The organism is Bradyrhizobium sp. Pha-3 (genome assembly GCF_042258615.1).
Classification (GTDB): Bacteria; Pseudomonadota; Alphaproteobacteria; order Rhizobiales; family Xanthobacteraceae; genus Bradyrhizobium.
This window is the reverse complement of sequence record NZ_CP170152.1, coordinates 1,184,493-1,197,658: the sequence shown is the minus strand read 5'-3', so window position 1 is coordinate 1,197,658 and position 13,166 is coordinate 1,184,493. Positions and strand designations below refer to the sequence as shown.

At 59.6% G+C, this 13,166-nt stretch carries 16 protein-coding genes, 1 tRNA gene and 1 pseudogene; 7 read left to right on the top strand and 11 right to left on the bottom strand.

Translation table 11 applies throughout. The annotated features are described in order from the left end of the window. Positions 1–56: 56 nt before the first annotated feature. From ACE10Z_RS05570 to ACE10Z_RS05560, 3 genes are read right to left on the bottom strand one after another with little or no spacing between them, the layout of a single operon-like run. On the bottom strand, positions 57–341 hold the full coding sequence (locus tag ACE10Z_RS05570) for a DUF1488 family protein (protein WP_375787042.1): 285 nt from the start codon (positions 339–341) through the stop codon (positions 57–59). A 37-nt stretch (positions 342–378) separates the two neighbouring features. After that, the gene (locus tag ACE10Z_RS05565; protein WP_223966731.1) at positions 379–675 is read right to left on the bottom strand and encodes a hypothetical protein; all 297 of its coding nucleotides are present in this window, start codon (positions 673–675) and stop codon (positions 379–381) included. Continuing rightward, positions 668–937: a hypothetical protein gene (locus tag ACE10Z_RS05560; protein ID WP_375787041.1), complete on the bottom strand. Its 270-nt coding sequence runs from the start codon at positions 935–937 to the stop codon at positions 668–670. Before ACE10Z_RS05560 ends, ACE10Z_RS05565 begins: the two co-directional genes overlap by 8 nt. Before the next feature lie 329 nt (positions 938–1,266). Here ACE10Z_RS05560 and ACE10Z_RS05555 point away from each other — a divergent pair, with 329 nt between their 5' ends. Continuing rightward, on the top strand, positions 1,267–1,395 hold the full coding sequence (locus ACE10Z_RS05555) for a hypothetical protein (RefSeq protein ID WP_275948968.1): 129 nt from the start codon (positions 1,267–1,269) through the stop codon (positions 1,393–1,395). 38 nt (positions 1,396–1,433) lie between these two features. On the opposite strand, the gene ACE10Z_RS05550 is transcribed toward ACE10Z_RS05555, so the two are convergent. Then, positions 1,434–2,006, bottom strand: a complete 573-nt coding sequence (locus tag ACE10Z_RS05550; protein WP_375787040.1) for a disulfide bond formation protein B — start codon at positions 2,004–2,006, stop codon at positions 1,434–1,436. Between the two features lie 158 nt (positions 2,007–2,164). On the opposite strand from ACE10Z_RS05550, the gene ACE10Z_RS05545 reads away from it, so the two are divergent. From ACE10Z_RS05545 to ACE10Z_RS05530, 4 genes and pseudogenes are all read left to right on the top strand, one after another. Further along, a tRNA-Leu gene (locus tag ACE10Z_RS05545) sits at positions 2,165–2,249 on the top strand. Positions 2,250–2,339: 90 nt separating this feature from the next. Next, entirely contained in the window at positions 2,340–3,845 is a 1,506-nt protein-coding gene (locus tag ACE10Z_RS05540; protein WP_375787039.1) for a tyrosine-type recombinase/integrase, read from the top strand. Positions 3,846–4,039: 194 nt separating this feature from the next. Next, a pseudogene (locus tag ACE10Z_RS05535) lies at positions 4,040–4,590 on the top strand (transposase); the annotation flags it as partial. A 96-nt stretch (positions 4,591–4,686) separates the two neighbouring features. Continuing rightward, positions 4,687–4,938 (top strand): hypothetical protein, encoded by a 252-nt coding sequence (locus ACE10Z_RS05530; RefSeq protein ID WP_375787038.1) that lies wholly within the window; start codon positions 4,687–4,689, stop codon positions 4,936–4,938. Between the two features lie 495 nt (positions 4,939–5,433). Here the strand turns inward: ACE10Z_RS05530 and ACE10Z_RS05525 are convergent, their stop codons facing one another. Further along, the gene (locus tag ACE10Z_RS05525; RefSeq protein WP_375790116.1) at positions 5,434–5,505 is read right to left on the bottom strand and encodes an SEL1-like repeat protein; all 72 of its coding nucleotides are present in this window, start codon (positions 5,503–5,505) and stop codon (positions 5,434–5,436) included. Between the two features lie 350 nt (positions 5,506–5,855). On the opposite strand from ACE10Z_RS05525, the gene ACE10Z_RS05520 reads away from it, so the two are divergent. Continuing rightward, positions 5,856–6,044 (top strand): hypothetical protein, encoded by a 189-nt coding sequence (locus tag ACE10Z_RS05520; RefSeq protein WP_375787037.1) that lies wholly within the window; start codon positions 5,856–5,858, stop codon positions 6,042–6,044. A 332-nt stretch (positions 6,045–6,376) separates the two neighbouring features. Here the strand turns inward: ACE10Z_RS05520 and ACE10Z_RS05515 are convergent, their stop codons facing one another. From ACE10Z_RS05515 to ACE10Z_RS05505, 3 genes are all read right to left on the bottom strand, one after another. Then, on the bottom strand, positions 6,377–7,213 hold the full coding sequence (locus ACE10Z_RS05515) for an alpha/beta fold hydrolase (RefSeq protein ID WP_375787036.1): 837 nt from the start codon (positions 7,211–7,213) through the stop codon (positions 6,377–6,379). A 124-nt stretch (positions 7,214–7,337) separates the two neighbouring features. After that, positions 7,338–7,547 (bottom strand): hypothetical protein, encoded by a 210-nt coding sequence (locus ACE10Z_RS05510; protein WP_375787035.1) that lies wholly within the window; start codon positions 7,545–7,547, stop codon positions 7,338–7,340. Further along, complete coding sequence (locus ACE10Z_RS05505; RefSeq protein WP_375787034.1) at positions 7,544–7,732, bottom strand: hypothetical protein; 189 nt, start codon at positions 7,730–7,732, stop codon at positions 7,544–7,546. The genes ACE10Z_RS05510 and ACE10Z_RS05505 overlap by 4 nt, the downstream gene beginning before the upstream one ends. Positions 7,733–8,589: 857 nt before the next feature. Here ACE10Z_RS05505 and ACE10Z_RS05500 point away from each other — a divergent pair. Continuing rightward, on the top strand, positions 8,590–8,772 hold the full coding sequence (locus tag ACE10Z_RS05500; protein WP_375787033.1) for a hypothetical protein: 183 nt from the start codon (positions 8,590–8,592) through the stop codon (positions 8,770–8,772). A 324-nt stretch (positions 8,773–9,096) separates the two neighbouring features. Here ACE10Z_RS05500 and ACE10Z_RS05495 read toward each other — a convergent pair whose 3' ends face one another. From ACE10Z_RS05495 to ACE10Z_RS05485, 3 genes are all read right to left on the bottom strand, one after another. Continuing rightward, positions 9,097–10,713: an MFS transporter gene (locus tag ACE10Z_RS05495; RefSeq protein WP_375787032.1), complete on the bottom strand. Its 1,617-nt coding sequence runs from the start codon at positions 10,711–10,713 to the stop codon at positions 9,097–9,099. A 74-nt stretch (positions 10,714–10,787) separates the two neighbouring features. Next, positions 10,788–12,701, bottom strand: a complete 1,914-nt coding sequence (locus tag ACE10Z_RS05490) for a potassium transporter Kup (protein WP_375787031.1) — start codon at positions 12,699–12,701, stop codon at positions 10,788–10,790. A gap of 85 nt (positions 12,702–12,786) precedes the next feature. Continuing rightward, positions 12,787–13,161, bottom strand: a complete 375-nt coding sequence (locus ACE10Z_RS05485) for a carboxymuconolactone decarboxylase family protein (RefSeq protein WP_375787030.1) — start codon at positions 13,159–13,161, stop codon at positions 12,787–12,789. Between the last annotated feature and the right edge of the window lie 5 nt (positions 13,162–13,166).

Genomic DNA, 13,166 nt, shown 5'->3' with positions numbered 1-13,166 from the left:
AGCCTCCACCTTGAAACACCTGACACGCGCGTCAGGGCCTTCGCACAGGACAGCCGCTATCTTTGCTTCCGGAAATCGATGCTGCGCAGGACGATCCGGGGCGGCGCCCCCTCGAACTCCTTCGCCTGGTACTTGCCATCGGCGCAGGCCTCGATGCGCTCGCGCAGCCGCATGAACTGAGTCTCGCGGTGGCCCGCGCGCCCGAGCGCCCCACCCTCCAGTTCATCCATGGCGGAGGTCGAGATCGCGCAATGGATCTCCTTCTCGTCGTCATGCATCGAAAACAGCACGACCATCCGGTCGTATTCGTAGCTGATGAAGCGACCCTGGGTAAGCGTCATGTGATCAGCTCCTTCAAAGCCGCGAAGTGGTTCTGGTTCATCGCGGCTCGGTGAGCCGGACAAAATCCTCGAGAATTGCCGTGACCAGATCGCGATGCCTTGTATCCTCCGGCGGCAGGCTCGCTGCATACAGATTCAAAACGTAGCGCGCCTTGGCAGCCACCTCCGGCCACGACGTCGCAGGTACCGCCAGCAGTCCGGTCTCGAGCGTGACCTGCCGTTCGCGCAGATCCCTCGCATGGGTCTCGATCTCCGCCAGCGCACGGCGAATATCGGTGGCTTTCTGCGCGGCCATACCGCGGTGGCGATCGAGGTCGAGCGGTTCGTCAGTCATGGGATGCGCTCGCGTCGATACGCTGGGCGTCCGCCAGATCGACCGAGCCGATCGACAGCATCTCCGTCGTCAATCCGCGCGAGCCTTGTGCCGGGACGATGATCATCGTGGCGACACGGCGGAACACCGCGAATGAGAGTCCTTCGATCGCCTCCTCGTCGGTAATGACTTCATAGGCGCCTGCGGGCAATTCACGATCGATGCCTCTGATCCAGAATGGATGCTGGAAGGTGACGACTTCACGTCGGGAGCGCATGGTCATGGGCCAGCCTTTTGCGAAACGCCTTGCGCCGGTGCGGCCCCACGGCGAGCATGCGCCGCTTCGGCAGCAATAGCCAATGCTTTCTTGTTGGTTTACCTGGTGTTCCTGGCTTTCTCGCCGAACGAGGGGCGAAGCTCGCTCCTCATAGCGTCCTGCGCGTTGTTGCCGCAGCGCGCCGCAGACCGCTTTGGCGCTCGCTATTCGGGTACGATCGGCCTACGGTCGATCACCGTCACTTCAGGCACAGCAAATCCACGTCGACGTTCTGGACTGCTCTGCAGGCAGGTTCTGACCGAGTTGATGATCTCGATAAACAGAGGGAGACCGATATGTCCAAAGGCGAACGACACGGCAATCGCGAGGTCAAGAAGCCCAAGAAGGAGAAGATCAAGGTGATCGCCGCGGCTCCCAGCCTGAAGGGCGGGCAGCCGAGCTTCACGCCGGGGAAGAAGAAATAGGTCGATTGAGTCAGGGCCTGCAAATCAGGCCCTCCAACTCAAACCTTGGCAGCCTTCGCCACGCCCCAGCCGGCGATCGCGGCCATCAGGAGCGAGATCAGCACGTTGTAGCCGGCGAGCGAGATGCCGAGGAAGCGCCACTGCACCTCGTCGCAGCGGACCACCTTGACCTTGTCGAGCTGATCCAGCAGCGAGCCGGCCTTGCCGAAATCCACCATCGGGCCGGTGCAGTCGGTCGGCCCCTGCCAAAATCCCCATTCGACCCCGGCGTGATAGGCGCCGAGCCCGGCATTGGCGAGCGCGGCGAGGCCGAGGATCGCAAGGCCCGCGAGCAGCACCGGGCGCGCCGCGCCACGGGCGGCCGCGAGCGCCACCACGGCGCCGAGCGGGACCGCGAGGTAATAGGCATAGCGCTGCTCGAGGCACAGCGGACAGGGCATGATCTCCAGCACGAGCTGGAAGAACCAGGCGCCGGCGAGCGTCGCGGCCGCGATCGCGGCAATCGCCAGGGCCGAAGTCAGCGCCGGATTGCCGGTGGCGGAAGCATCCGACGGATGGGCGGTGGCGAGCGTCACGGCAGTCCTCCTGCGAGCACCGTCCGGCGGGGTCATGGCCCCTGCTCCATGCTCAATCCGGGTCGTATCGCGTGAAAATACCGCTGTCGAGCCGCGAGACAATCACATCCGCGCGGGTTGACCGTGACGGGCCGCCCGCTATAGTCCGCCGCGCTTCGCGACCCCGGCCCGTCTCGGCCTGGATCACCGCGAATGCCCCTGTGGCGGAACTGGTAGACGCGCTCGACTCAAAATCGAGTTCCGCAAGGAGTGCTGGTTCGATTCCGGCCAGGGGCACCAACCAGGCTGTTCGAGCCCGTTCCAAAGCGTCCGCAACCGTTCGCGCCGTGCTCGGAAACCATTGAAAAATAGGCATTTCCGCGTACATCGGTGTTCGTCACCGTTTGTTCTCCTCCGGTCCCAGCCGCGCGATTTGTTGGTATTTTTGTTGGTATCGTGTTGGTATCGGGAGAACAAACGTTCACGGTGACTTTCGCCTTTCCGGACGAAGGAATTGAGCAGATGGCCCGCAAGAACGGTGGCGCGTGCGCCAGCCCCAAGCAGATCAGGACCGACGTCGACTGCCGCGCCGCACTACCGAAGTTGGACAAGGACGCGTGGAGCCCCGCCAAGATTTCCGACACGACCGGCGGCGGTCTCTATCTCTTCGTCACGCCAGACAAGAGCATGCCGGGCAACGCCGCCTCCAAGCTCTGGCGAATGAGCTATCGTTTCCATGGCCGCCAGAAACTCTACTCCATCGGCCCTTACGGCAACGGCAAGGATGGCACATTCACCCTGGCCGACGCCCGGCGTGAGCGCGACAAGGCCAAGGACCTGCTCAAGGAAGGCAAAGACCCGAGCACCGAGAAGCAACTCGACAAGCACAGGCAGGCGGCCGCTCGGCCTTTCGGGCAATGGGCCGACGAGTGGCTCGCGAAGAAGAAGGTGGAGAAGGTCAAACGCGGCAGGATCGTCGCTGTGCGCGACCCCAAGACCATCGAGGTGATCGAGCTGCGCGTCGGCTACGTCAAGAAACGCTTCGGCAAGATGTGCAGGCAGGACATCAAGCGTCCGGACGTGCTCGCCTTCATGCGTTCATACGAAGCCGAAGGAAAGCTGGAAACCCGCGACCGCGTACGCAGCATCGGTGAGCAAATCTGCAACTATGCCGATGTCGAAGGCGACGGCTACAATCCATTCCGCAACCTGAATGGACAGATGATTGCCAACATTTCGACGCCGCGTCCCGGCGTTACCGAACCACGCGACGTGACGCGCGTCTTCAAGCTCATCAGCATACCCTGGACGCGAGCGAGGTTTAGTGACGTTGTTGGCCTTGCCTTGCGCTTCGATGCGCTGACCATTCCCCGCCCCGGCATGGTCAATGAAATGGAGTGGAGCGAGGTCGATTGGGATGTCGAACGCTGGACTATTCCAGCCGCCAAAATGAAGACCGGCTGGGACCATGTCGTGCCTTTGTCACGACAGGCACTCGCAATCCTACGCAGCGTTCAGAAGCTTACCGGCCATCGCCGATACGCTTTTTCCTGCTCGAAGGACTCGCCGCTATCCAACAATACGCTCAACAAGCGCTTGCGGCTGCTTGGCATTGACACGAAGACTGATCATTGTGCCCACGGATTTCGGACCACCTTCTCGACGCTGTCTCACCACGAAGAGATCAAGGACGCCAAGGCGTGGGATGGCGATGTCGTCGAGCTGCAGCTAGCGCATCTCGACAATTCGACTGTGGAAGGGCTCTACAAGAAGCACGGACCGCTCGCATTAATCGGCTCGCGCACAAAGCTGATGCAGCACTGGGCTGATCGGATCGACCACTGGCTCGATCCCAAGAAGGTGATGTCGATCAAGCGCGGTAGCACGCAGGCCTGAGCTTCAAGGAGTGCGGCGGAGAGAGTGTCAGTCAATCCCCATTGAAAGACAAAGCATTTTCGACTTTCCTGGATCAAAACCAACCGTTTGAGCTACGGCCGGAAAATGAAATTGTGCCTTCGACAAAAGCTTGTCCCGTCCAATGGCCCATCATCGACTGCAGTGCCAAAAGTTGGCTCTGTACGATCCGGCGGTTCTACTCGCCTGATCGTGGCGGTGCGCATCCGGAGCAGCATCTGGCCGGCTATGCCGGACTGATGCAGGCCGACGCCTACGCCGGTTTTGGCAGGCTCTACGAGGCCGATCACAAGGGCGGCCCGATCATCGAGGCCGCGTGCTGGGCGCACGGCAGACGCAAGTTCTTTGATCTGGTACAGCTCACCAAGGCGCCGATCGCGGCCGAGGCAACGACACGACCAAAGCGATCAATTAATGCCTCAGCCGCTGGGATGCATTTAGTCACTTCCTTGATGACGGACGGCTTTGCATGTCGAACAATGCTGCTGAGCGTGAGCTACGGGCGGTCGCAGTGGGGCGCAAAATTTGGACCTTCGCCGGGTCCGATGAGGGCGGCCGGCGTGCGGCTGCGATCTACACCCTCGTCGCCACCCCCAAGCTCAATGACATCGACCCGCAGGCTTGGCTTGCCGACCTGCTGGCGCGCCTACCGGATCACCCTGCCAAGCGCATTGACGAACTGCTGCCTTGGAAGTGGCAGCCTCAAAGCGTTGCTCACGCCGCTTAAGGGCGATACTGTCGAGACTGCGATACGGCCTCCTACGGACTGGCTTGGACAGCCCGCGATGTACACTCCCAACCGCGAGCGACGAAAGGACGAGCGATGGCATTGGGAAAGGGAAAATATGACGAGCTATGCCGCGAGATCCGCGAGAAGGTCGGCCTCGGTGGTGGACAGATCCCGCAAAGCGGCGGCGTGCTGCTGATCGTGATGGGCGGCGAGCACGGCAACGGTTTCTCGTGTCAGGCCGACATGGATACGACGCTTGCGCTCCCGGATCTGTTGGAGCGCGTAGCTCGCCAGATCCGGGAGACGGGTCCGTTCATTCCTAACCGAAGTGGTAAACCGCGATGAGCACGAGAAGGGCCAAAGCCCCGAAAAGCATCACTCAAGCCGCTTAGGCGCGATCAGCCCTCCGCCAAAAAACGGTTTGCGTGGGGCCTTCGCCGGATGCGTACAATCAGAATGCTCTCTGCCTGCCCTTACAGTATCGAGTGTACACAAGGGTCCAACCCCGCTGCAGTCGAGCTAGATCCAGCTGTGCTATGGCTATGGGCTCGCCGAGATGACTAGTAATCGTTCCGACCCCATCACTCCCCCATAGCGCCTTCGTGTAATCGTACGAGAACGTGATGTTCTTTGGATCGAACTCATCCAAGTCGACCTGCTTGTTGCCGGTCATAGCCCCGTCGATGCTCGCTCCGACATGCAATCTATATTTGCATCGGCCTCCGGATTGATACTAGAAGCTCGCCTCCGGAGCATCCCTGCCGACCAGCTTCGACAAGCCGGCAAGCTCACTTCCTCCCTCATCCTTTCCAAACGTGCTGTAATTCAAGACCTGGGCAACTACGCACTCCGCCTATACCAAGAAACCGCCGTAGCAGCGTTCTTTTGGACACCTTGCCCTTTTTCATACATCAGGCCGACCACGGCCTGCGCTCTTGGATTGCCTTGCTCGGCTGCGTGAAAAGGCGAAAGGCCTCACCTTCGTTTTTTAGCACTGCCGTGCCAGTGAGGCGGAGCAATCCGAGCACACCAAACTTGGCTTTTGTCCTCCATTTTCCGTCCCGGGGTCACTCGGCCAGTCCTTGGCGGTCTCTTCCAACCCCAGCGTAGTCGTCTTGCCCCGTAGGGTCCGGCGCCTCGATCGTCCGAATGATCTCCGGATCAATCGACGTCAGACGTTGCTTTTGGTGCCCGGCGGCGGCCTTCTCCCCGGTGTGCACGCCGTTTGTATCCTTGGGCATTTCGATGACGCGCAGAGTCCCATGGTCGACGAGCGCGGCAAACTACAAACGAACCGCCTTATCGATCGGAACGGCATACCTGAAATAGCTTTATCTAGCCGCTTAAGACCAGGTGAAGCGGAACCCGTTTCGCCCGATTGGCTTGGTGAGCCGCTCCTGCCTCTCGGAGCAGACAAGGAATACAAACTATCTTTGATTTACCGTAAGTGACAGATATTGAGCGACACGTGACGCGTGAGATCGCCATGATTGTCGCAGCCGGAGCCACAGGTCCGACTACTGGACATCGCTCGTCTTCGCAGAGTCTAACCCCGCATTCTTCTCAAAAGACCCTTACACCGCGCGAAAAGCCAAGGGGGTGGCTGAGTTAGTCACACAGGGGCTTGAACGCCGATTTCCTAGGGACGTGCCACCGGATATTGTCGAACATCTAGCCGTGCAGGGGTCTGTGAGCGTACGAGGCTTGCTGGATCCTCATGGATCGCGCCGAGCCTGACCTGCTACGCGGCAACTCAGACTCGGCGCTCCCACGGTACAATCGCCTAGCTCTTGATGAAGGCCAGAATATCCGGGTTGATCACGTCCGCGTGCGTCGTGAGCATCCCATGGGGATAGCCGGGGTAGATCTTGAGTTTGCTGTTCTTGATCAGTTTGACCTGAAGCGCCGCCGCGTCCCTGTAGGGCACGACCTGATCGTCGTCGCCTTGGATGACGAGCGTCGGTACCGAGATCGCTTTCAGGTCGTCCGTCTGGTCGGTCTCTGAGAAGGCCTTGATGCCCTCATAATGCGCGTCAGCGCCACCCATCATGCCTTGGCGCCACCAATTGTCGATGACCCCCTGAGAGACCTTCGCGCCCGGACGATTGAACCCGTAGAACGGACCCGATGCCACATCAAGGAAGAACTGAGCCCGGTTGGCGGCCAGCGCCTTGCGGAGGCCGTCGAACACCTCTATCGGCGTGCCGTCAGTTTTCTTCTCGGTCTTGAGCATCAGCGGCGGAACGGCACTGACCAGAACAGCCTTCGCGACGCGGCCCTGCGGCTGACCATATCGCGCGACATAGCGAGCAACTTCGCCGCCGCCGGTCGAATGACCGATATGGATAGCATTCTTCAGGTTGAGATGCGCGGTCACGGCCGAGGCATCGGCAGCATAATGGTCCATGTCGTGACCGTCACCAACTTGAGTGGAACGGCCGTGCCCGCGACGGTCATGCGCGACGACGCGGAACCCTTGACAAAGGAAGAAGAGCATCTGCGCATCCCAGTCATCCGAGCTCAGCGGCCAACCGTGATGGAAGACGATTGGCTGAGCGCTCTTCGGCCCCCAATCCTTGAAGAAGATCTCGACCCCGTCTTTGGTCGTAACAAATGACATGGTGGTAGCTCCTGCTTGCTGTGCTGGTTTGAGGGATCCTCATGACACCTTCGGACCGGCGGTAAGCACCGGAGAGAATGCGGCGGATGCAGCAATCACACGGGCTCAAGATGCGTCGCTCCGCTCATGCGCCTCTGCCATCGCGCTTACCGATAACACACCGCCATGCGGCTAGACGCTCGGCGGGATGCTGCGTCATCCATTCAGCAAGTTGCGGAGCACCGATCAGGCACGACTGCATCGACACGTCGGCGAAGCTTGAGGTGGTAACAACCTGCTCGTGGCAGCTGGTCGGAGACGACAAACTGCAAAGCACTGCGACGATCCAGATCACGAGAGATCCCCGTCGCCGGGAAGAGGGCTTAAGCTGCGACCGGAGCCACCAACCGGACCGTCCTTACACGACTCCCGGATCGGCCCAGCTGATGGGAAGATACTCTCGTATATCGCGCGGGCTTCACGTATCAGACGTGCCTGCTCACGCTCCGATGCTCGGACAAGTCGAACAACCTCACCCATACTCGCTCCAAAATCTGAACCGGTGATGAGCCCATCATTGAAAGACCATCCCGCGTACATTCGAGAACCACTAGCCGACGCCACGACAAGGGCATCGAAACGCCGTGACAAGGCCGGACGCAAGCATTCCGTTGTCACCTACTTTGATCGATGGACGTCATTGCGACCGGCGTTTCTGACCATTGCACGGAAGCACGGCAATTGCTCGTTATGTCTAGTTAGAGGTCGTTAGCCGTTGTAAGCCGCGAATTTTCAGAGGATCTCAGATGCGAGGCTCCGATGCGAACTAACGGCGAACTCGACATCTGCGCGCCCGCTCCTCTCGCCATGGATTGCTCCGGTTTCAGACGGCAGTTCTGAAGGCGCTGACTTTCACTTCCAAACACCTTTTAACCTCCCCTTACGACGCCTAACGAGACAGCTTCTCACGAACGACCTATCTTGCAGTAACCGTAGCATTGCCGCAGATGAAACTGATCGCGCAACAGCCGGCGGACCACCGGGAGTACACAAGGAAACGCAATGACCGACGAACAATTACGTTAAAGCCAAGAGGAGACAACAATGCACCAGAGCTCTGAGAGTCCAACACATGGCAGCGCCAAGCGATGCGCGGTCTGTGATGGCAGGTTTGGTCTTGTTCGACACTACTCGTGGCGAACCCCCCTTTGCTCAAGGAGGTGTGTCGATCGATTCAAAGCTCGTCGGCAGAGCGATCGAAGTTGGTTGTCTCTGCTCAATACTGACTTCAGACAGCTGTTCGGGAACAGTGCGAGGGCGCTATGACACACCCGGTATCGCGACGAGGCAAATCATACATGGAAACAGCGCGGACTTTGCTCCGGGTCGCTCGAACCATGACCGATCGCGCGATTGCGGATCAGCTCAAAGCCCTTGCCGACGACTACGAGCGGCGAGCTGAGAAAGTCTTAGATGTTGACGCGCCCAAAGCATTACCTCGCGCCGCCGCTTTCGCTGAACCTGAGCGACAGAAAAATGGTGTTCCCGACGAAGTATGGGACGAGGCCGCAGCCTTTTGAGGCGTTCCCTAAGTTGCATGATGCAACGTCGAGACGCTGTTCCACGACGTCCTCCCCAACTTAGCTCGTCCGCAAAACGGACGAGCTCACTTTTTGACAAACAATTGTCCTCGCGCTCGCGCCGCCCGCGCTCGTCACCTGCCGACGCTAGTGCGACCTCAACGATCGTTTCGGTCAAGAAGGGCGCTAGATATCCCACGGAGACGATCGCGCTCCCAGGCTTTGCCGCCTTTCTGACGTCAGCATCAAGACCACTCGCCGCGCCCTTGCTGCAAATAGCAACGCGTCCCTCCCGCAACGAACTCGCCGCTTCGAGTGGACGGCTCAGTTGGACCTCAGCTTAGCTGCCACAAAATGTGTAACTTTCGGCTCGGCCGTCGCACCAAATTCGCGAATGCAATCCTGAATGATCCTGTCCGCGTTCGTGACGCGCTCGTGCTGCCGGAGATGCTCGATCCAGGATACCACCATGAAGGTTTCGAGGAAGCGCCCACTCTCGCCAGCATCCTCGAAGAGGTCCCAGGCATAGGCGCCATCTCGCTGCCGCTGCTGCCCCAACTCCCTGACGGTTGCGATAAAAGCTTCACGCTTTTCCGCGGCGATAAGGTACTCGATTGTAACCAGCACCGGACCGCGATCCGCGTCGGCATCGATGGCTAGGATCGGCGCTGGCCAATGCATGGAAGGCGCGAGATCCCCGCCAGCGCCGGGCTGCAGTTTCCAGCGCCAGGTCAGCACCGCACCCGCGATAGCGCCTGCAGCGGCGATGAAGTGCGCCATCGGCAACCCGAGTCCCGAGGCCAATTGTCCCCAAAGTGCGCTTCCGGCGGTCATCGCACCGAAAAAGACAGTGACAAACATTGCCAGGCCACGGCCGCGTACCCAATCCGGCAGCGAGACCTGAACCGAGACGTTGAGAGTTGCGATGGCGGCGATCCATGAAACTCCCGCGAGCAGGCAAGCCCCAAGGCCAAGCGCCGGATAGCGTGCAGCGCCGAGCAGGATCAGACATAGCGCCGTACCGAGCGTGCCGACCGCGACGAGTCGGTCAGGTCCTAAGGCCTTTCTCAGCACCGGTAGCCCGAAAGCGCCGACGACAGCGCCAAGACCGATCGCGCCGAGCAGCAGGCCGTAGAGGGTGGGACCGCCCGTAATCTGGTTGCGCGCGACGAGCGGAAGCAACGCCCAATACGCGCTCGCGAAGAAGAAGAATGCGACCGCTCGAATGAGCGTTGCGCGAAGACCTTGATTGTACCGCGCGTGCCGGAAGCCGATTACAAGGGCACTGATGAGACGTTCCGGCGGAAGCCCGCTTCCCTTCGAGGACGGCGTATGCCACCAAAGCAGCGCTCCGATGACCGCGAAGTTGCTTATCGCGTTGATCCAGAACGGTGCCGCGATGCCCAATCCACCGATGATCACGCCGCCTAGCGCTGGACCAATTGCTCTGCTGATGTTGACGCCGACGCCGTTGCTGGCCACCGCTGCGGCGAGATCTTGCTTCGGAACCAGTTCGGGCACAACCGACTGCCATGCTGGCGCGGTGAACGCAGCGCCCGCACCGAGCAAAAAGGTAAACAAGAGCAGAATCGATGGAGTAACGAGATTTAGCGCGACCAGCACTGCGCTTCCTGCCGCTACGACCGTGAGGATTATCTCTGCGGCGATCAGGAAACGGCGCTTGTCGATGATGTCCGCCAATGCGCCAGCAGGCAGCGCAAAAAGAAACATCGGCAAGTTGCTTGCGACCTGAACCAGAGAAACCGTGAGCGGATCGGCATCAAGGCTTGTCATCAGCCATCCGGACGCTGCATTGTACATCCAGGTGCCAACATTCGCGACGACAGTTGCGAGCCAAACCACCGTGAACGTCTCATGGCGAAACGCGATCCAGGGGGAGACCTGCACGGCCGGAGATGAATCGGCATTGGCGTCAGGCATATTCATGCTCTCCACTCGGCTGATCGGAGCGTAAACGCAGTACTACACTGTCTTTCTTGATCTACACGGGCTGGCTAGAGTTCGACCCTTCGCCCGACCTCAACGAGCGCATTCGGAGGTATTTTGAAGCGATCGACCGCATGAGCAGAGTTCCGGGACATAAATGCGAACAACGCAACACGCCAGCGCGAAACAGCGGGGCGGTCCTGCCGGCTTATGGGATCGTGACGCTCAACATAGTAGGTCAGTTCGTCTCGCATAGGTATTCCCACCCTTCTCGCTTGAGACACTATCGAAGGCAGGTCGGGACTCTCGACGAAGCCAAAACGAATGGTGACGTGCCAGAGCCCTTGGCCACGATATTGGCAACGCATCCGATCAGGCACCGGCACTCTGGGTATACTTTCGAAACTGACGGATAATGCAACGACCGTCTCGTGAAGCGATCGCTCCCGCTCAACGTGGTTGACGATAAGGGGCGGCACGCTGTGACGAAGCCGCGTCAGGAATAGGCCTGTGCCCTGTACGCGCACGATTTTCTTGTCTCGCAGCCGAGCAAAAAATTCGGCTGGCCGCAGCGAACTTCTGACATTGCACCGGTTTACCGCCGCTACACCGTAACGCCATGTGGTCATTATTGCGAACACAAACATGCCAAGGGTTAGTGGAATCCAACCGCCGCTCGAGATCTTGGACAGATTTGCTGAAAAGAACGCGAGATCGATCGCAAGCAGCGGCCCTGCGACGACGAGCGCCAGATCACGCGTCCAACCCCAGCGGCGTCGCATAGCCTCGTAAAGGAGAACCGTCGTCAAGACCATCGTCGTCGAGACTGCCATACCATACGCGCCTGCGAGACGGGCCGAATCACCGAAGCTCATGGCCAAGGCGACCGTGAATAGCATCATGCTCCTATTGACGAATGGTATGTAGATTTGGCCATACTCCTCTGCAGACGTCTGGTCGATCCGAAGCCCAGGCAGCCAACCTAACTGCATGGCTCGCCTGGTCATCGAAAAGGATCCCGTGATAATGGCTTGACTCGCGATAACGGTTGCAATTGTCGCCAGCCCAACCAGCGGGCAGACCGCCCAGCCCGGAGCGAGTTTAAAGAATGGGTTTGGCCCCAATTCAGGAGCGTCGATAAAATTTGCCACCTGTCCAGCATAGTTGAGCACAAGCGCCGGCAACACGACCGAATACCAAGCAATGCGGATCGCACGCCGCCCCACATTGCCCATGTCTGCATACAGCGCCTCACCTCCCGTGAGCGCCAAAAAGACTCCGCTGAGAACCGAAAAGCCCAGCGTTCCGTGTGATCCCAGCAGGCGAAGTCCATGAATCGGATTGACCGCGCCAAGTACCTGTGGATTGCGCATGATCCCCCCGACGCCGAGCATGGCCAACGTCCCGAACCAGACCAGCATGACTGGGCCGAACACTTTGCCGACCCTCGCCGTTCCTCTGTTCTGGACTGAGAAAAGCGCGACCAGGATAAGGGCCGCGATCGGCAATGTGTAGGGCTCAAAAATCGGGGTTGCGGCATTCAGGCCTTCCACGGCGCTTAGTACGGAGATGGAGGGCGTAATGATGCCGTCGCCATAAATCAAAGCCGCCCCGAACAATCCGAAGATCACCGGCCACCGCGCTCGCCCCGACCACTGCGCGCCTGTCATTGCCATCAACGCGAGTATCCCGCCTTCGCCATGATTGTCGGCCCGCATGACGAATACGCCATACTTGACAGAAATCGTAATGATCAATGACCAAAAGATCAGGGACACCGAGCCGAGCGCTGCTTCGGGCGTGAAATCGTGCCCCATCAGGTGTTCGATCGTCTGAAGCGTGTAGAGTGGACTGGTCCCCAGGTCGCCGTAAACGACTCCAAGTGCGACCAGAATTGCGGTGCGGCTCGGCGAATACCGCGCACCGTCTTCCACGAGCTTTGAAGGACTATCCAGTGAAGAAGAGATCGGTGAAAGGGGCATCCACCTGCGACTCACGACAGTTAAGCGCTCTGGAGCACCGCGTCCGGCACACGCGGTTCTATCCGAATAAGCCTCATTCCATCGGCTAGCGATCCGCCGAACCGGACACTTGCCCGACGCGGTTCGGGTGCTGGTGAAATGCGTCCATGACCCGCGTCGTATAGACCATGGCGGCCCCCGCATTCACGGAAATGGCGACGCCAAGAGCTTCGGCAATCTCATCTAGGGTCGCGCCATTTCTTATCGCAGCGTCGACATGAATTGTGATGCAGCCGTCGCAGCGGGCGGTCACGGCGACGGCCAGGGCGATGAGCTCTCGCACTTTCGGACTAAGGAGATTCGACTTGCTTCCTGCCCCGCTCATCTGGACATAGCCCCCGACGACGTTTGGATTTATCTTTCCAAGTTCGCCGACGCCTACCTTCAATTGCTGTCGATACGTGTTCCAGTCAAGCATCATCGCAG

Coding starts and splice junctions, on each gene's coding strand:
- ACE10Z_RS05570 (WP_375787042.1), bottom strand. CDS start 341: ATGACGCTTACCCAGGGTCGCTTCATCAGCTACGAATACGACCGGATG.
- ACE10Z_RS05565 (WP_223966731.1), bottom strand. CDS start 675: ATGACTGACGAACCGCTCGACCTCGATCGCCACCGCGGTATGGCCGCG.
- ACE10Z_RS05560 (WP_375787041.1), bottom strand. CDS start 937: ATGACCATGCGCTCCCGACGTGAAGTCGTCACCTTCCAGCATCCATTC.
- ACE10Z_RS05555 (WP_275948968.1), top strand. CDS start 1,267: ATGTCCAAAGGCGAACGACACGGCAATCGCGAGGTCAAGAAGCCCAAG.
- ACE10Z_RS05550 (WP_375787040.1), bottom strand. CDS start 2,006: ATGACCCCGCCGGACGGTGCTCGCAGGAGGACTGCCGTGACGCTCGCC.
- ACE10Z_RS05530 (WP_375787038.1), top strand. CDS start 4,687: ATGGCATTGGGAAAGGGAAAATATGACGAGCTATGCCGCGAGATCCGC.
- ACE10Z_RS05520 (WP_375787037.1), top strand. CDS start 5,856: ATGGTCGACGAGCGCGGCAAACTACAAACGAACCGCCTTATCGATCGG.
- ACE10Z_RS05515 (WP_375787036.1), bottom strand. CDS start 7,213: ATGTCATTTGTTACGACCAAAGACGGGGTCGAGATCTTCTTCAAGGAT.
- ACE10Z_RS05505 (WP_375787034.1), bottom strand. CDS start 7,732: ATGGGTGAGGTTGTTCGACTTGTCCGAGCATCGGAGCGTGAGCAGGCA.
- ACE10Z_RS05500 (WP_375787033.1), top strand. CDS start 8,590: ATGACCGATCGCGCGATTGCGGATCAGCTCAAAGCCCTTGCCGACGAC.
- ACE10Z_RS05495 (WP_375787032.1), bottom strand. CDS start 10,713: ATGCCTGACGCCAATGCCGATTCATCTCCGGCCGTGCAGGTCTCCCCC.
- ACE10Z_RS05490 (WP_375787031.1), bottom strand. CDS start 12,701: ATGCCCCTTTCACCGATCTCTTCTTCACTGGATAGTCCTTCAAAGCTC.
- ACE10Z_RS05485 (WP_375787030.1), bottom strand. CDS start 13,161: ATGATGCTTGACTGGAACACGTATCGACAGCAATTGAAGGTAGGCGTC.